The sequence below is a fragment of the Flavobacteriaceae bacterium GSB9 genome (genome assembly GCA_022749295.1).
Classification (GTDB): Bacteria; Bacteroidota; Bacteroidia; order Flavobacteriales; family Flavobacteriaceae; genus Flavisericum.
Genome location: CP062007.1, coordinates 1,664,954 through 1,682,768, shown reverse-complemented (window position 1 = coordinate 1,682,768; position 17,815 = coordinate 1,664,954). Strand labels below are relative to the sequence as shown.

Genomic DNA, 17,815 nt, shown 5'->3' with positions numbered 1-17,815 from the left:
TTTATATTTTTGTACGAAACCATGAAGACCAATAAAAAGGACATACGGGCATTGACTAAAGAGCAGCTTCGCGATTTCTTTGTGCAAGAAGGCGATAAAGCTTTCCGCGGAAACCAAGTTTATGAATGGTTGTGGCAAAAATCGGTACATTCGTTTCAGGATATGACCAATATATCCAAAGAAACACGCCAAATGCTTGAAGATCATTTTGTGATTAACCACATTCAGGTCGATACGATGCAGCGAAGTAGCGACGGTACTATAAAAAATGCTGTGCGTTTGCATGATGATTTAGTGGTTGAATCGGTACTGATTCCAACACCAACCCGAACTACAGCTTGTGTTTCAAGCCAGGTTGGCTGTAGTTTAGATTGTAGGTTTTGTGCAACAGCACGTTTAAAACGTATGCGTAATTTAAACCCCGATGAAATTTATGATCAGGTTGTTGCTATAGATAACGAAAGCAGATTGTATCATGATAGGCCATTAAGTAATATTGTTTTTATGGGCATGGGCGAACCCTTAATGAATTACAACAATGTTTTAAAGGCTATTGATAAAATTACTTCACCAGAGGGTTTGGGCATGTCGCCAAAACGTATTGTGGTTTCAACTTCGGGGGTGCCAAAAATGATAAAAAAAATGGCAAATGATGAGGTGAAATTCAAATTGGCGGTGTCGTTACATTCAGCTATCGACAAGGTGCGAACATCTATTATGCCTTTTAATGCTACTTTTCCGTTGAAAGATTTACGCGAAGCACTGCAATATTGGTATGATAAAACAAAGAATAGAATCACTTACGAATATGTCGTTTGGCAAGGCATAAACGATAAAAGAAAGGATGTTGATGCATTGGTGGAGTTCTGTAAATTCGCGCCAAGTAAAGTTAATCTTATTGAATATAATCCTATTGATGGCGGTGAATTTCAACAGGCACATTCCTCAGCTTTAGATATGTACGTTCAAGTGCTCGAGTCCAATAATATTACCGTAACCGTACGCCGAAGCCGAGGTAAAGATATTGATGCGGCATGTGGACAATTGGCTAACAAAGAAACATAAAAAAAGCTGCTTTACTGCAGCTTTTTTTGTGACCTTATATTTAATAAAATTGTTATTTAATAAATTTGAAAGTTTTGGTTTGTTCATTGCTTAAGCTAGCTTTTACAATGTAGAGACCATTCATTAAACTTGATACATTCAACTCTTTTGAAGATGAATTAAGCTTTTTGTTCAAAACAATTTGCCCCATGGCATTATAAATGTTTACATTTTCAAGCTTTACATCGGCCGAAATTAGATTTAATACTTGATTGACTTCATTGTAATAATACTTAAACTGTGATAATGCACTTGTTTCTTGAGTGCTTAATGTGCCACTTGTAATCTCTAATGTGTCTATGGCAATACCATTTGAGTTAGGTCCAGTCGGGCCACCATCGGTAACATAATATCTAAAAGCTATTCTTGCATTAACAGGTGTTGTTCCTATCCCCGTTATTGTTGCCTCATATTGTGTATATTCTGTCGGATAGATTCCAGCCGTTAGGTCTGGGTTTATTTCTAACAAAAGGTTGGTGTAATCGCCAACAGAATTACTATCAGTTGGGTCGGCCGAACTCTCAACATTTGTGCTTAGCCTTACTTCCAGTCGATCAGGGAAAGTCTGGGGAGTAGCAGCTATAGTATAGAAACTTACTTTGTCACCGTCTTTTAATGATAGTGCTGGTAATATCAACCAATCAGAATTAGTTCCTGTCCCAGATACTGATTGTGCATTGGTTGCTATGTAGGACGTTTCAGAGCCAGAATGCGGACCTAATTCTCCAGTTCCCTGTTGCCATTGATATGTTCCAATGGGTTCGCTTACATTTATAAATTTCCAATCTGATAAGCTTGAAACATCATCAAAGCTTTCAGATAAAATTTGACCATTTAAAAGTGTTGTGGATACCACAAAAAAAAGTAGAATAATTCTTTTCATAAGCTGTGTTATTTGTTAAATTTCGATTAGACTAGGGCAACATGGTTGCTATACAAAATTAACTTTAAATATTTATACGAATAGAGAAAGGGCATCTTTTTCGATGAAAAGTAGCTTACTAGGGATTTGTTGTGGGTTTTTTGAAAATCTATCGTTATAATTTAGGCTATAAGAAAATTAGATAGTTTTGTTTTGCACAAGTTTAAGACGGCAATAAGCGCATATTTAGATTGTAACTTCACTCCTGCATCTTTGTTACTTACAAAGTTTAGTAATAATTAAGTTGCTTTTAGTCAAATTATGTTTATTGAAGCGTGTTTTACTATACTGTTTTATTAAATTTTGGGTTTTGTTTTTCATGATTATAGCATAGATATAACTTTATTAGTAGATTTGTCAAAATTCAATTTTATTATTTGAAAATAGTAGAGCAAATAAAACAGCCCATAGCCTTCGAGATGGATCTCTTTGAGCAAAAGTTCCAGCTTTCAATGTCCAGTAAAGTGGCTCTGCTCAATCGTATAACGCATTATATTGTTAACAGAAAGGGCAAGCAGATGCGGCCCATGTTTGTGTTTTTGGTGTCTAAAATGGTGTCTAATGGAGAGGTTAGCGAACGCACTTACCGTGGGGCTTCGGTTATAGAATTGATCCATACGGCCACTTTGGTTCATGATGATGTGGTAGATGATAGTAATAGACGAAGAGGCTTTTTCTCCGTTAATGCCCTTTGGAAAAATAAAATTGCAGTTTTAATTGGTGATTTTTTGCTGTCAAAAGGATTGTTGTTATCAATAGATAATAATGATTTCGATTTATTGAAGATTATTTCAATTGCCGTTCGAGAAATGAGTGAGGGCGAGTTGCTTCAAATTGAAAAGGCTAGAAAACTTGATATAACCGAAACGGTTTATTATGAAATTATCCGTCAAAAAACAGCTACTTTAATTGCGGCCTGTTGCGGTTTGGGAGCCGCATCGGTAAAACCCGATTCGCCTCATGTGGAAACTATGCGGAAGTTTGGAGAACTTATAGGTATGGCTTTTCAAATTAAAGATGATTTATTTGATTATGGAGAAACGCAAATCGGTAAGCCAACAGGAATTGATATTAAGGAGCAAAAGATGACATTGCCGTTAATTTATGTGTTGAACCAAGTACCAAAAAAGGAAAAAGATTGGCTTATCAATTCCATTAAAAACCATAATAAAGACACTAAACGTGTTAAAGAAGTGATTGCCTTTGTGAAACAACACGGCGGTTTGGATTATGCGATAGATAAAATGAAACAATTTCAGGCAGAAGCTTTACAGATGTTGGAGGTTTATCCGGAATCAGAGTATAAAAATTCGCTAAAACTAATGGTAAATTACGTGATAGATCGAAAAAAATAGTGCGTTTTATTGCTGTTGCTGGTTTTGTTGTTTGCTTAATTCTAAATTTCTTTGAAAACTATTATTGTAGTCAGTCGTAGAACTGATGGGGACGGTTTTTTGATGTTTATCGGTTTTTACTTCAACCGATACTTCCATTTTTGATTCAACATTGCCTTTAAAAACACCTTTTACAGGTGAGCAGTCACTATATTTTCTTCCAATGGCCAATCTAACATGGTTTTCGTCCGCTATGGCATTGTTTGTAGGGTCTATTCCGAGCCACCCATAAAAAGGAATGTAGGCTTCAATCCAGGCATGTGTTGCATCTTCGCCAATTGTATCATTATTGCTAGAGCAAATATAACCGCTTACGTAGCGGGCAGGTATTCCCAACATTCTGAACATTTGTAATAAAACAGCTGTAAAATCTTGACAAACACCAGCCTTTAAATTCCAAATATCATCCAAACTCGTATTAACATTGGTTATTCCTTTTTTGTATTCAAAATTTTCATAAATGTATTCGCAAAGTTCTAATACCGCTTTATAAGGGGTTTTGGAATGTATTTTTATTGTTTTAAACAAATCTAGAATCTCTTGGCTGCCCGTAAATGGCCTGTGCATTAAAAAATCAAGGAAATCAACATGGTGCTTGTTGGTTTTTAGGTAATTCCATTGAATTTCAGCCTCTGTAAGGTCGTTAGGAAGCAACCTGCTCGTGGTTTCTACTTCAATTTCAGATGTAATGCTCAGCTCGTAATGGGGTTCAGTTACCATAAACGTACCCACATGGTTGTTGTAAAAATCAAAAAACGTATCGATGTAGGGGTTGTTGGTGATTGTAATAAAGTGCGAGTTCACTTTTTGGTAGGCATCATTAATTGGGTGAAGCCTGATGAAGTTTGCTCCATCAATTACTTTATCGGAGTAACTATATTTGGTAATATGCTTTATAAAGAAAGTAGCCATAAGTGTTTAAATCAATTGTTTTGCGAAAAGTAAACTGCGTTTATGTTTGAAGATATGTTTTTTATGTCTTCTTTTATGCCATTGATAAAATGGTTTAATCCCATATTATTAATATTTTCGATGGTAGTATATTTTATTTCGCTTTCTAATTTGCCTAACAAAAATTCTAAGTTGTTTTTTTCTAATTGCCCTGTTTCAATCAGTTTGTTGATATGCCGGTTTAATTTGTCAATACAATAATGAACCGACTTAGGGAACTGTTTATCCTGAAAAACCATTTGTATAATATGTTCCTCTTTAAACACCGATTTATAGGTTTTTAAATAAAGTTGGTAGCCCCCAATGGACAGTAATAGGTTTTTCCAATAAAATATTTTTTCTAAACTATCAGAAGTATTGCCAATATCTTTCAGTTTTAGTACTGTAAAATCAGATATTTGAAGGACTCTTTCAAGATACTTTCCAACATTCATAAAATAGTAGGGGGTTCCTCGTTCTTGAGTAATGTCGCAAGTGCCATTGTATACTAAATGATGTCTTCTCAATTCCTCAAGAAATTGAATAGGGTCTTCCTCTTTCAGCTTTTTTGGTAAACCTTTGTTAGTAAGGAACAAATAATAACTGTTGATGGACAACCACAATTCTCTGGAAATATGTTCTTGAGCACTTCTTGCATTTTCCCTAGCTTTAGTTACTAGATTTAAAATTGAGTTAGGGTTTTTGGAGTTGAAAACCATGAAGTCAATGCATTCAATGGCATCTTCAGTGTAAAAATCGTTATCATATGACGTAAAGTTTTTTATTATTGGAGACCAAGAAAACAGTTCCGGTGAGTCTTGATTGGCATAAAAATTAACTTTAAGTAAGCCTAAAATGCCATTGCCTCTTTCCATGTATCTTTCTAACCAAATTAGGTTGTTTGCAACTCTACTTAACATATAATAATCTGTTTGTGAAATTTTAATCTATTACCCACGTGTCTTTACTACCGCCGCCTTGGGAACTGTTAACTACTAGTGAACCTTTTTTTAAAGCTACTCGTGTTAAGCCACCGGGACAAATATCAATACCATCTTTTCCGGAGAGTGCAAAAGGTCTTAAATCGATACATCTTGGTGATAGCTTACCGTTTATAAAACATGGCGCTGTTGATAGTTTTAAAATGGGCTGAGCAATAAAGTTTTCGGGCTTCTTTTTAACCGTTTCAAGGTAGTCTTTGATTTCTTGGTCTGTAGCTTCGTGTCCCATAAGCATACCATAACCACCACTGCCATCTGTTTTTTTAATGACCATATCTTTCACGTTTTTTATAACGTGCTCTAAATCGTCGGGTTTTGCTAATTGATAGGTTTCTATATTTTTTAAAATTGGGTCTTCCTGCAAATAGTATCTTATCATATCTGGAACATAAGTATATATAGCCTTGTCGTCGGCAACACCGGTTCCGGGTGCATTAACTATAACAACATTACCCTTTCTGTAAGCAGCCATAATGCCTGCTGCCCCCAAAACACTTTTTGCATTGAATTCTAAAGGGTCTAAGAAATCATCATCAACACGTCTGTAAATAACATCAACCTGTTTTAAGCCATGGGTGGTTTTCATGTAAACAATGTGGTTTTTTACAACAAGGTCGGTACCTTCCACCAATTCTATACCCATTAGTCTGGCTAAAGTGGTATGCTCATAATAGGCAGAATTGTAAATACCTGGTGTTAAGAGAACAACGTTTGGGCTTGCCTTGTCAGAAAGTCCTTTAAGCTTTTTGTACAACACGTTTGGGTACTCTGATACCGAACGCACCTTACTTTTTGGCAAAACACCAGGAAACAAACGCTTTGAAATTTCGCGATTTTCAAGCATGTAACTTACTCCAGAAGGAGTCCTTAAATTATCCTCAAGCACATAAAATTCGCCATCGTAATTGCGTATCAAGTCAACTCCAGAAATATGGACGTAAATATCATGCGGAACCTTTACACCTTTCATTTCCCTTAAAAAATAAGGGCATGAATAAATCAATTTAGCCGGAATAATCCCGTCATTAATTATAAACTGTTCATGGTAAATGTCTTTAATAAAAAGGTTTAAGGCTTTTAAGCGTTGTTTAATGCCCCGTTCAATTTTTTTCCATTCTATAGTCGTAATGATTCTTGGTACAATATCAAAAGGGAAAATCTTTTCAATGCCTTCGTTGTCATTATAAACAGTGAAAGTAACCCCTTGGTTGATGAACAATTGTTTGGAGAGTTCTTCTTTTTTTGTAAGTCTTTTTGCTGTAGTGCTTTCTAGGTACTTTACAAAACCTTCGTATTGAGTTCTAAATTCTGATTGTTCATTGTACATCTCGTCCCAAGTCTTAGGGAGTTTGTCGTAAGAGGAGAAAAGGTTATCGTTTTTCATAGATTAGAGATATCTTATCAAATATAAGGAATTAATAAAAAAAACTCTATGATTAGGTGTTTTATGTGAATAAAATTTAGTGATTATTAAAATTCAGTAGAAATTATATCATTAATTGATTTTGCAAGTGTTTTATTTAAAGGATTTTCACAAGCGGTACAAATTTGTTTGACTCCTTTTTTGTTTTAGTCGAAATAATAAGAAAAAAGGAAAGGGAGGAGCCTTTTTGAGAATGATAAAAGTTCATTCCGCAATAAAGAAATTGGCCGCCCTAAAAAAATAAAACGACCATTTGATGCTTTAAAAAGTTATTTTGAAGCTTACTGTAAGCCTAATTAATTGAACAAGGGTTGGTATTTTTCTTTGAAACGTAATAACAGCAATACATTTAAAATAGCAACGACTACAGCGGGCCAAATTTTAATTAAATCGTTATTGGATAGGTTAAAAACTAAAAATGAAATGGTTAGCGGAAACAATACAATTATAATAAAAGGCGTCCACTTATTTATAATTAACAAGACCCCGATTAAAATTTCAAAGAGGTACAAAAAGGGTAAGTAGTGTGCAACGGCGTCAATAAAATCTCTTGTGTTCTCGGGCATATCACCATAAGTGAATGGTATAAAATGAATGAATTGGTTTAATGCATATATAATTAGAAATAGTCCCAATATAATTCTCAACCAGTTTGAAGTTTTGGTTTGTGTTTCCATGAATGTTTATTTTTGAGTTAACTGTAAGTTGGTTTTAATAAAACAACTGTAAGGTACTTTAAGTGGTTTGAATAAAATATGATTAATGTCATGTTGAAAACTTTCAATGAAATTTTATCTTTAATTTTTTCAGTGCTTTTTAAATTTATAAAACGAATAGTTTATATTACTTTTACATGCATTCTTAAAATTGACCAAAAACTAAGTTTGATTTTAAATCTTCAAACGTTTTTTCGCCAAAAACAAACAATTTGATATCACAATCATCCATAGACCAAGTTTTTGATACTGCTCGTGTAGAGGAGGTTATCGGTGATTTTGTTCAACTCAAAAAATCGGGAAGTAACTTTAAAGGGTTAAGTCCGTTTAGCGATGAGCGAACGCCGAGTTTCATGGTATCACCTGTAAAACAGATTTGGAAAGATTTTTCGACCGGCAAGGGCGGTACGGCGGTTTCTTTTTTAATGGAACACGAGCATTTTACCTACCCCGAAGCTATTAGGTATTTGGCAAAAAAATATAATATTGAGCTAGAAGAAACAGAGCAAACCTCAGAGCAAAAAGAAAAAGCCGATGAACGCGAAAGCCTATATTTGGTAAGTGAGTTTGCCAACATCTATTTTCAGAAAATTTTACACAAAACCGACCAAGGGAAAAGTATAGGTTTAAGTTATTTTAAAGAACGCGGTTTTACAGAAGAAACGATTAAAAAATTCGATTTAGGCTATTCGCTGGATGAATGGCAGGCCTTTACCGATGAGGCTTTAAAGAAGGGCTACAATATTGAGTATCTAGAAAAAACAGGACTTACCATTGTAAAAGATGAAAAACGTTTTGATCGGTTTAAAGGGCGCGTTATGTTCCCTATAAAAAGTATGAGTGGTCGTGTTTTGGGGTTTGGTGGGCGTATATTGATTACAGATAAAAAAGCGGCTAAATACCTCAATTCACCCGAAAGCGATATTTACCATAAAAGTAAGGTGCTTTACGGTATTTACAATGCCAAACAGAGCATAGCTAAAGAAGATAATTGTTTTTTGGTTGAAGGTTATACCGATGTTATCCAGTTTCACCAAACAGGAATAAAAAATGTAGTGTCTTCATCCGGAACGGCTTTAACATCAGAGCAGATTAGGTTGATAAACCGATTGACTAAAAACATCACGGTGCTTTTTGATGGAGACGCAGCTGGTATGCGGGCCTCGCTCCGTGGTATCGATTTAATTCTGGAACAGGGCATGAACGTTAAGGTATGCACTTTTCCTGAAGGCGAAGATCCTGATAGTTTCGCTAAGCAAAATACACTTCAAGAGCTTACTGAGTATTTGTCTGAAAACGCAAAAGATTTTATTCAATTTAAAGCGTCTGTGCTTTATGAAGAGTCCAAAGGCGATCCCATTAAAAAAGCTGAAACGGTTCGTGATATTGTAAATAGTATAGCTAAAATCCCCGACCGTATAAAAAAAGAGATTTACGTACAGGAATGTGCGCGCATCATGGATATTAGTGAGGATGTGCTATTTAGTACCTTGGCACAAATTGATAAAAAGGATTTTCAGCAAGAAAGTAAAAAGCATAAAAGTGAACAAAAAGCTTTTGAAGTTATCAAGCAGCAATCTGTTAAAAAAGTAGATGTTCAGTATGTTTTAGAACGAAAAATTATTGAAATTCTATTACTTTATGGTAATAAAACTGAAGATTTTGAAGATTTGGTTTTAAAGGAAGATGACCATGGAGATTTGGGTTTAGAGCCCGTAATACAGAAAGCCAAGGTGTTTGAAAAGGTTTTTTTGGATTTACAGGATGATGAAATGGAATTTTCCAATCCACATTTTAAAACATTATATTACACGGTTATTGAAAGGCTTAATCAAGATGCCGAGTTCGATTTAAAAAATTTCATTAACTCGGTTGACCAAGATATGGCCAATGAAATAACAACGATTCTTATGGAAGATGAGCGTTATTCTCTAGATAATTGGAATCGAATGAATATTTATCCGAAAGAAAAACAGCATAGTGTAGCACAACTTGTAAGTGAAACGATTTTAAGCTTAAGATGCTTTTTGATAGATCAAAAAGTTAAAGGCTTTCAGCACGAAACCTTACGAAATAAAGCAGACTCGAATAGAAATGTACTTGAAGAAGTAAAAGACTATTCGAGCCTGAAAATGTTGTTGTCTAGAAAATTAAATAGGGTTCTATGATATTTCTTGGCTAAGTTTAGCCTGATTTACCAAGTCAACCAAATTAGTTACTTTCAATTTACGCATTAAACGTGCTTTGTAAGTACTAACGGTTTTTTCGTTAATATCTAATTCTTTAGAGATTTCTTTGTTCTTTTTACCAATAGTTAAAAGTTTTAAAACTTCGGCTTCACGGGTAGAAAGCTTTTTGTAGTAATTACCACTTTTGTTAGTTCTAGTACCAAAAGCAAGTTGCTGTGTAAGCTCGTTACTCAAGTAAATGCCACCATCGCTAACCTTTGTAATGGCTTCGCTAATGGTAATCACATTTTCCGATTTGTTTATGTAGCCAGAAGCGCCAGCTTTAATGGCGTTAATGGCATAAACCTCTTCGGGTTGTGCACTAAAAATAATGGTTTTTACGTCTGGATGATCATTTTTTAAGTAACGAAGCAATGTTAAACCGTTAAGTTTAGGCAAATCGGCTTCGGTTAAAAGAATGTCAACAGAATTTTTCTTTAAAAATTCCAGAATGGCTTCGCCATTGTCTACGCTGCCAACAACTTTAATGTTGGGCGCTGCCGAAAAAAGAACTTCTAGTCCTTTTCTTGTGATAGGGTGGTTGTCTGCTATTAATAATTTAATCATAATGGTAAGCTTTTTTAATAAAACTATTTGAGAGATAGTTTAAGGTTGAGAGAATAAGCTTGCCGTAAATGTACTACTTTTTTAATGATTCTGCAACAATCACAATAAATCGGTAGGTATTTCGCAAATGGGTATGGGAATCATCTTATGTTTGTTAGCATTGTTAAATCGTTTATAGATTTTAAACACTTCTTTTTCCTTCCCAGAGAAGTCTTCAGCGGTTTTTCTTTGTTCATCCATTTCCATGGCCCACTCCAGCTCTGGATAACTGGCTCCTATTTGGTCTTCATCACTTCTGGCGTCGCCAAAAAGGCCGTCGCTTGGTGTGGCGTTCATGATGGATTCAGGAACGCCTAAAATTTCGCCCAATTTATAAACTTGCGATTTCAACAAGTCGGCTATGGGACTCAAATCAACACCACCGTCGCCATATTTTGTGTAGAAGCCAACGCCAAAATCTTCTACTTTGTTTCCGGTTCCGGCCACCAAGAGTTTGTAAAGCCCAGCATAATAATAAAGGGTGGTCATTCTTAGTCTGGCTCGCGTGTTTGCTAATGCCATATCAACTGTGGCTTGGTTGCCATCTAAAGATACTTCGGTTTTAAATTCTTCAAAAACAGGAGTGAGGTCGGTACGGGTTTCATCTACATTTTTAAAGTTTTGTTTAAGTTGTGCTATATGTTCGTGAGCCCTGCTTACATGGCTTTCGGCTTGGTGTATTGGCATTTCAACGCAAAGTACCTTGAGCCCGGTTTTTGCACATAATGTAGAGGTTACGGCCGAATCTATTCCGCCAGAAATCCCAACAACAAAACCATTAACACCAGCTTTAGTGGCATAATCTTTTAGCCAGTTTACAATATAATCTACAACTTTTTCTGTTTGCATTTTTAATCGAATTTAAATCTAAGAATAGTACCTTTGCTAACAAAAATAGCCCATACGCTCAATTTATAAAAATTTATGACGTTTAAGTTTTTTATGAAGACCGTTTTTTATGTTTTTTTATGTTTTTTAATGTTGTTTTCCTGTAAAGACGAAAATGCATTAGAAGAAAAAATAGCCGAAATAAATACCGATATTAAGGTTGAACGTTTTGATGTCATGTTTAAAAATGTTGACTCCCAAGGTTTTCCAGATTTAAAAAAGGCTTATCCTTTTATGTTTCCTGAGAAGTATACCGATTCGTTTTGGTTGGCAAGAAAGACAGATGCTTTACAAGTACAGTTGCTAAAAGAGGTTACAGAAAAAATAGCAAATTTTAAAGCTACTGAAATCGAGATAGAATCGATGTTCAATCATTTGAGGTATTACTTTTCAGAGTTTAATACGCCAAGGGTCATCAGCGTTACCAACGATGTTGATTATAGAAATAGCGTTATTGTTACCGATACTATTGCCTTGATTGCCCTAGATTCTTATTTGGGTAGTGACCACGAATTTTATCGCGGTATTCCTAAATATATTCGAGCGAATTTAAACCAAGAGCAAATAGTGGTTGACTTGGCAAATGCCTATGCGGAGAAACTAATTTACCAACCAAAAAGAAAAACATTTTTAGATGAAATGATTTACTTTGGAAAGCAACTATATTTTAAGGATAAGATTATTCCTTTTAAAACCGATGCTGAAAAAATAGCCTATACTCCTGAGGAATTAGATTGGGCACAAGCTAACGAAAGTTATATGTGGCGCTACTTTGTTGAACGCGAACTTTTGTATAGTACCGATACCGAGTTGACAAGCCGATTTATTAACCCGGCTCCGTTCAGTAAATTTTACCTTGAGGGCATTGATGCTAATTCGCCGGGCCGATTGGGCAGATATATAGGTTGGCAGATTGTACGGGCATATATGAAAAATAACAGCGTACCTTTTAACGATATGCTGATAAAAAGTACTGAAGAAATTTTTAACAATTCAAAGTTTAAACCAAGAAAATAATGGCCAATATAAAATCGAAAATAGAACTAAACGTAGAATTAGACGAAAACCGGGTACCTGAAAACTTACAATGGACGGCCAAAGATGGAGGCATTACAAACCAAGATGCTAAGGCCATGATGCTCTCTGTGTGGGACTCAGCCGCACAAGAGTCGTTGCGTATTGATTTATGGACCAAAGATATGCCCGTGGATGAGATGAAAGTATTTTTTCATCAAACCCTAGTGGCTATGAGCGATACATTTTATCGCGCTACGCAAGACGACAAAATGAGTGCCACTATGAAGGATTTTTGTGATTATTTTGCCGAAAAATTAGAGCTGAAAAAATAATCTTTCTAATTTTTGGTATTGTTTCTCTCCTTTTTCAGGTGGTCTAAATACAGTATGCCATTTAAATGATCTATTTCATGCTGAAAAATAACCGAAGTAAAACTTTCAACGGTTTCAGTTTTATGTTGCCCAGCCATTGTATCGTATTCAATTCTAATTTGGAAAGATCGGCAATTTAAAGTATCCGATCTATTGGGTATAGACAAACAACCTTCTCGAACCGTTTGCTTGTTCTTTGAATATTCCATAATTTCTGGGTTTAAGTACACTTCAAACGGAAAGTTTTCTTTATCGAAGCGTTGCACCCAAATGATGTTTTTTAAAATTCCCACTTGTGGTGCTGCAATGCCAACACCCAGGCTCTTGCTATCTGTAACGGTGGCGTATAACCGGTTTACAAAGCGTCTTAAAACCACATCTTTAGGGTTGGGTTTTATGTGGCTGCTTTTCGACCGAAGTAATATAGAATCGGTCTTGTTGGTTATTCTATAAACCCGCATGGGTTTTAGGCTATTGGCGTTTAAAATCAATTTTGTTTCTTTTGAAGTAAACCCATGGTTCGAAATATTTTTGGTGCTTGAACAGCTCGCTATTACAAGTAGGACAGTGGTTAAGAAAACAAAATTTTTCATGAACAGGGAAGCCATTAAATGTAGTGTTCGAGCATTCAACAAACACTTGATTAAATATCGATTGCCGACTACCACTCGTTAATGCGGTTAGAATCTAATTTAATAAATATAAATATCAATATGGTAAAAGCCCAAAGTCCTGATCCGCCGTAGCTAAACATGGGCAATGGAATTCCAATAGTTGGAATTAATCCCATCACCATTCCAATATTTATAAAAAAGTGAATAAATATGATAGATGCAACACCATAGCCATACACCCTGCTAAATTGCGACTTTTGCAATTCGGCCAAGTGAAGAATGCGTAAAATTAATAGAACAAAAGTAATAACTACTAAGCTACTGCCTAAAAAGCCCCATTCTTCGCCAACGGTACTAAATATATAATCGGTGTGCTGCTCGGGTACAAATTTACCCGTCGTTCGTGTGCCTTCCATAAAGCCCCGTCCACTAAAACCTCCCGAGCTAATGGCTTTTTCAGACTCATTTAAGTTATAGGCAAAGGTTTGTTTCATACGCTCCAACTTTTCGGGGTCCTTTTCCAAATTTAACCAAAGGCTAATTCGGTCTTGTTGGTGTGGTTGTAATATACTTTGATAAAAGAATTTTACTCCAAACGATATACCAATGGCAAATAAAGAGACAAAAATCGACTGGTAAATTCTTAGTTTCTTTTTACTTAAAAAGTGATAGCTTACAACGGCTATAATTGCCAAAATAGACGTAATTACAGCGCCAAATTTTAAGGCCAAAACAGATATTAAGATGATGGAGATAGCAAAAGTTAAATAGTACTTTGGTAACCCTTCGCGATAAAGTACAAAAAAGAAAGCGCCATAAACAATGGTACTTCCAGTGTCGTTTTGTAACAGTACCAAAACCGCAGGAATAAGTATAATGATAAAAAGCTGTATTTGATTTTTAAAGGACTTAATATTGAAATTTAAATCACTCATATATTTAGCGACAGCTAGTGCAGTGGCCATTTTTGCAAACTCACTGGGTTGAATGGTCATACCGCCAATAGCATACCACGACGTGGCACCGTTAACATTCTTACCGAAAATAAAAAGCCCAACCAGCGATAACATTGATACAATATATATTATGCTGGAAAACCGTTCGTAAAATTTGGCATCTATGGCTAACAGTAAAACGATAAGCCCTAGAGTTAAAAAAATAAAGATAAGCTGTTTGCCAAAGGGCTGCGAAAAGTCTAAATAATCTATTGTTGTCCCAGTGTGTGAAGCCGATAAGATGTTTAACCAGCCAAATCCAACCAACAATAAAAAAAGAATAATGGTAATCCAGTCAAATTTAAAATGTCTGTTAGTGTCTCTAACCATTAATCGTCCTGTTTGTTTATTCTACTTAATTCGTTTTTTAGTTTGTTGTATTCTTTATCTTCAACAAGTTGCAAGCTTGTATAGCCATTAATTTTAAACGGTTCGCCCGAGTAAGGTTTGGCGTATTCGTTTTCTAAACTGTGTTTTAGGAGCCATTCTTCCAGGTCGGTTCTGGTGATATATCCCTTAATATGTTTTTCAATCATCAAACTTGCTACTTTACCAGCAAATCTACTTCCCCAATAACCATTTTCTACAAATACGGCAATAGCAATTTCGGGATCGTCTTTGGGTGCAAATGCCACAAATATGGAGTGGTCTGTAAGCTGCGTTTTTACACTGTCAATAATGGCAAAGTTTTCAACGGTTCCGGTTTTTCCGCAGATTTCAATATCCTTTACCTGAAGAGAGGCAGCCGTTCCTTTTTTGTAAACTTGATACATGCCTTCAATAACAGGTTCAAAGTTTTCTCTGTCTATGGTCGTGTACTTGGGTTTTGTAAATTGTTCGGGGATTGTTTCGTTTTCTATTTTTTTTATGATATGCGGCGTGTAATAATATCCTCTATTAGCAATAGCAGCCACCATATTAGCTAATTGAATAGGCGTTGTTGCGACTTCACCCTGGCCAATGGCGTTTGATATGGTATAGGTAGAATAAAAGGTTCTTGGGTAAATGTGTTTGTAGTAGTCTCTGTCGGGAATTCTTCCTTTTTGTCCGACGTAAAGATCGTTGTTCAAAAAATTACCTAAACCAAAACTCTTGGCATGTTTGCTCCAAGTATCGATACCTTCTGAAGCATTGCCGGTTTTGTCCAATATTTTTCGATAAGTTGTTGCAAAATAGGCGTTGCAGGAGCGTTGAATGCCCGATATTAAATTATTTCTTGTACCATAATTGCAGTGGCATTTCATAAATCGGTTACCATAGCGGTAGCCTCTGTAACAGGTTACAGTTTCTTGGGGAGAAATAACGTTTTCCTGTAAACCTATTAGGGCGTTCATGAGTTTAAAAGGCGAACCAGGTTCGTAAACCCCTTGTAGGCTTCTATTAAACAACGGTTTGGCGATAGAGTCGTTATAGAGTTTAGTGAAGTTTTTAGAACGTTCGCGCCCCACCAAAATATTGGGGTCATAGGTTGGCGCGGCTACCATGGCTAAAATTTCTCCCGATGAAGGTTCAATAGCTATAACCCCACCGCGTTTGTTTTTCATAAGCAACTCACCATAGGCTTGTAGTTGAGCATCAATCGTGATGGTGATGTCTTTGCCTTGAACAGGAACGGTGTCGAATTTCCCATCTTTATACGGGCCAATATCTCTGTTGAAACGGTCTTTTTGGATAAACTTTTTACCTTTTACGCCACGTAGTGTTTTTTCGTACGAAGCCTCGACTCCCTGTTTGCCAATTAAATCGCCCATACGGTAATAGGGGTCGTTTTGTATAATACGGTTGTTTACCTCGCCAATGTCGCCCAATACATTGGCGCCAATGGTAGTTTCGTAATGCCTAAGGGAACGTTTTTGAATGTAAAACCCTTTGAACTTCCGCATTTTTTCCTGTAAAACAGCGTAATCTTCTTTAGAAAGGTGCGATACAAAAACCGATTCCAACCTTGGGGAATAGTGGTAAGCGCGATTATACTTCCTAATAAAATCTTCTTTGTCAATTTTTAAAAGATTACAAAATTCCAAAGTATCCAACGGTTCTACTTCCCTTGGTATCACCATAACGTCGTACGAGGGTTGGTTAGAAACCAAAAGTTTTCCATTACGGTCGTAAACAAAGCCACGTTTTGGTAAGTCAAAAACTTTTCTAATGGCATTGTCATCATACAAGCTTTGCATATTGGTGTTGTAAATCTGCAAGTAGAAAAGCCTTGAGATAAACATGAGGCCAGCAGCAATTACCGTGAAAAAAAGTAAAAATTGTCTCATTTCGTTTTTCTACTGAAAATAATGGTTACTATCACACTCAATAAGATAGTAAATATACTGGAGAATAACGTTTTTTGTAGCACCAAAAGTATTTTTGAAAAGCTAAAAATTTCTAAAGAAAATAGAACAAAATGATGTATTACAGTTAGAAATGTGAAATAGGTGAGTTTTGAACCAAAATCTATAGAGTTGAACTTAACACTTTGGTGTTCGTAAACGGTGCCGAAAGAAGATTTTAATATCGTTGGGCGTAAATAGGCAATAACCACAGAGGCCCCGGCATGAATACCGCCAGTGTCTAGAAACAAATCGATAATTAGCCCAAGTAAAAACCCCAGTAGCATTACGATAATACGGTTATGTTTAATAGGGAACAGCGCAATAAACAAAATATAAATATATGGGTTGATATAGCCCAAAAAGTTTATGTGGTTTAAAATCAAAACTTGAACCAAAATCAAGGTTATAAAACGGACGGTATGAATGGAGAATAGATTGTTCATTTATTCGTCGTTATCCAATAGGTTATTGATTTCGGCCCGGTTAACGTTTTCAATAATATAAACATGCTCCAGATTTGTCATGTCGTTAAATAGATTGATGTCTATTTCATAGTAGTTTTCGGCGGCATCCAATGCAAAACCTTCAACAACTCCAATAGGAACTCCTTTTGGGAAAATAGAGGAACGCCCAGAAGTTATTATAGTATCACCTTTTTGTACTGGAGCTATTTTAGGAATATCGATAAGCTGGACCAAAGCAGGGTTCTTGCCATCCCATTTTAGAGTACCAAAATGATTGGTTCTTTTTAGTTGAGCACTAATTCTGCTTGTTGTGTTTAATATTGAAAGTACCGTTGCGAATCGGCGACTGGTTTTGTCAATTATACCCACAATGCCCTTCGACGAAATAACACCAAAATCTTGTTTAATGCTGTCTTTCTTGCCTTTGTTGATGGTTAAGTAGTTATCGGTTAGCGAATAGCTGTTCTTTATGATGTTGGCTGTGTAAAACCGATAGGCTTTGTTGAATGTAACACTATCTACGTATACGGAATCTTCTTTGATTACAGCATTTTGAAGCATGGCCCGTAGTTTACGGTTTTCATCAGAAAGTATTTTGTTTTGCGATTTTAAATTAAAATAGCTACTGATGCTGTTTATGGAATTGTAAACCCCACCAGTTAAGAAATTGGCTGAGTTGATGAATTTACTCGTGTGATACGTATGCGACTGAATGGTGAACAGCAAAGACAAGCAAAACAGCAACAAGAACAACAAAAAGTTTTTGTTTCTTATTATAAAATTAATAATCTGTTGCATCTGCCTCTGCCTCTTTT

Annotated in this window: 17 protein-coding genes; 5 read left to right on the top strand and 12 right to left on the bottom strand. The window is 35.8% G+C overall.

The features are described 5' to 3' along the window. Positions 1-21: 21 nt before the first annotated feature. Positions 22-1,065 carry a 23S rRNA (adenine(2503)-C(2))-methyltransferase RlmN gene (rlmN, locus tag GSB9_01451; GenBank protein UKM64893.1) on the top strand — a complete coding sequence of 348 codons (1,044 nt, stop codon included), beginning with the start codon at positions 22-24 and terminating at the stop codon, positions 1,063-1,065. A gap of 52 nt (positions 1,066-1,117) precedes the next feature. Here the strand turns inward: rlmN and GSB9_01450 are convergent, their stop codons facing one another. Next, positions 1,118-1,987: a T9SS type A sorting domain-containing protein gene (locus GSB9_01450; protein UKM64892.1), complete on the bottom strand. Its 870-nt coding sequence runs from the start codon at positions 1,985-1,987 to the stop codon at positions 1,118-1,120. Positions 1,988-2,403: 416 nt separating this feature from the next. Between GSB9_01450 and GSB9_01449 the strand changes: the two genes are divergently transcribed. Next, positions 2,404-3,381 carry a polyprenyl synthetase family protein gene (locus GSB9_01449; GenBank protein UKM64891.1) on the top strand — a complete coding sequence of 326 codons (978 nt, stop codon included), beginning with the start codon at positions 2,404-2,406 and terminating at the stop codon, positions 3,379-3,381. Between the two features lie 6 nt (positions 3,382-3,387). Here the strand turns inward: GSB9_01449 and GSB9_01448 are convergent, their stop codons facing one another. The 4 genes from GSB9_01448 to GSB9_01445 all read right to left on the bottom strand — a co-directional run bounded on the left by GSB9_01448 (position 3,388) and on the right by GSB9_01445 (position 7,451). Continuing rightward, positions 3,388-4,332, bottom strand: coding sequence for a transglutaminase family protein (locus tag GSB9_01448; protein ID UKM64890.1), 945 nt, complete (start codon positions 4,330-4,332; stop codon positions 3,388-3,390). 11 nt (positions 4,333-4,343) lie between these two features. Further along, positions 4,344-5,270 (bottom strand): alpha-E domain-containing protein, encoded by a 927-nt coding sequence (locus tag GSB9_01447; protein UKM64889.1) that lies wholly within the window; start codon positions 5,268-5,270, stop codon positions 4,344-4,346. A gap of 22 nt (positions 5,271-5,292) precedes the next feature. Further along, positions 5,293-6,735 carry a circularly permuted type 2 ATP-grasp protein gene (locus GSB9_01446; GenBank protein ID UKM64888.1) on the bottom strand — a complete coding sequence of 481 codons (1,443 nt, stop codon included), beginning with the start codon at positions 6,733-6,735 and terminating at the stop codon, positions 5,293-5,295. Between the two features lie 335 nt (positions 6,736-7,070). Then, complete coding sequence (locus tag GSB9_01445; protein UKM64887.1) at positions 7,071-7,451, bottom strand: hypothetical protein; 381 nt, start codon at positions 7,449-7,451, stop codon at positions 7,071-7,073. Positions 7,452-7,702: 251 nt separating this feature from the next. Between GSB9_01445 and dnaG the strand changes: the two genes are divergently transcribed. Continuing rightward, positions 7,703-9,658 (top strand): DNA primase, encoded by a 1,956-nt coding sequence (gene dnaG / locus GSB9_01444; protein ID UKM64886.1) that lies wholly within the window; start codon positions 7,703-7,705, stop codon positions 9,656-9,658. Here the strand turns inward: dnaG and GSB9_01443 are convergent. Together GSB9_01443 and nadE are read right to left on the bottom strand one after the other, a co-directional pair. Continuing rightward, entirely contained in the window at positions 9,653-10,285 is a 633-nt protein-coding gene (locus GSB9_01443; protein ID UKM64885.1) for a response regulator transcription factor, read from the bottom strand. The genes dnaG and GSB9_01443 overlap by 6 nt on opposite strands. A gap of 99 nt (positions 10,286-10,384) precedes the next feature. Beyond that, entirely contained in the window at positions 10,385-11,173 is a 789-nt protein-coding gene (gene nadE, locus GSB9_01442; GenBank protein UKM64884.1) for an NAD(+) synthase, read from the bottom strand. 75 nt (positions 11,174-11,248) lie between these two features. Here nadE and gldB point away from each other — a divergent pair, with 75 nt between their 5' ends. Together gldB and gldC are read left to right on the top strand one after the other, a co-directional pair. After that, entirely contained in the window at positions 11,249-12,229 is a 981-nt protein-coding gene (gene gldB, locus GSB9_01441) for a gliding motility lipoprotein GldB (protein ID UKM64883.1), read from the top strand. Then, positions 12,229-12,561: a gliding motility protein GldC gene (gene gldC, locus GSB9_01440; protein UKM64882.1), complete on the top strand. Its 333-nt coding sequence runs from the start codon at positions 12,229-12,231 to the stop codon at positions 12,559-12,561. The genes gldB and gldC overlap by 1 nt, the downstream gene beginning before the upstream one ends. A gap of 5 nt (positions 12,562-12,566) precedes the next feature. Here the strand turns inward: gldC and def are convergent, their stop codons facing one another. The 5 genes from def to mreC form a co-directional block, all read right to left on the bottom strand. After that, positions 12,567-13,193, bottom strand: coding sequence for a peptide deformylase (gene def, locus GSB9_01439; protein UKM64881.1), 627 nt, complete (start codon positions 13,191-13,193; stop codon positions 12,567-12,569). A 68-nt stretch (positions 13,194-13,261) separates the two neighbouring features. Continuing rightward, positions 13,262-14,539, bottom strand: coding sequence for a rod shape-determining protein RodA (gene rodA / locus GSB9_01438; protein ID UKM64880.1), 1,278 nt, complete (start codon positions 14,537-14,539; stop codon positions 13,262-13,264). Further along, entirely contained in the window at positions 14,539-16,476 is a 1,938-nt protein-coding gene (gene mrdA, locus GSB9_01437) for a penicillin-binding protein 2 (GenBank protein UKM64879.1), read from the bottom strand. The genes rodA and mrdA overlap by 1 nt, the downstream gene beginning before the upstream one ends. Continuing rightward, the gene (gene mreD, locus GSB9_01436) at positions 16,473-16,979 is read right to left on the bottom strand and encodes a rod shape-determining protein MreD (protein ID UKM64878.1); all 507 of its coding nucleotides are present in this window, start codon (positions 16,977-16,979) and stop codon (positions 16,473-16,475) included. Before mreD ends, mrdA begins: the two co-directional genes overlap by 4 nt. Then, a complete protein-coding gene (mreC, locus tag GSB9_01435; protein UKM64877.1) occupies positions 16,980-17,798 on the bottom strand; it encodes a rod shape-determining protein MreC in 819 nt (272 codons plus the stop codon). Positions 17,799-17,815 lie beyond the last annotated feature (17 nt).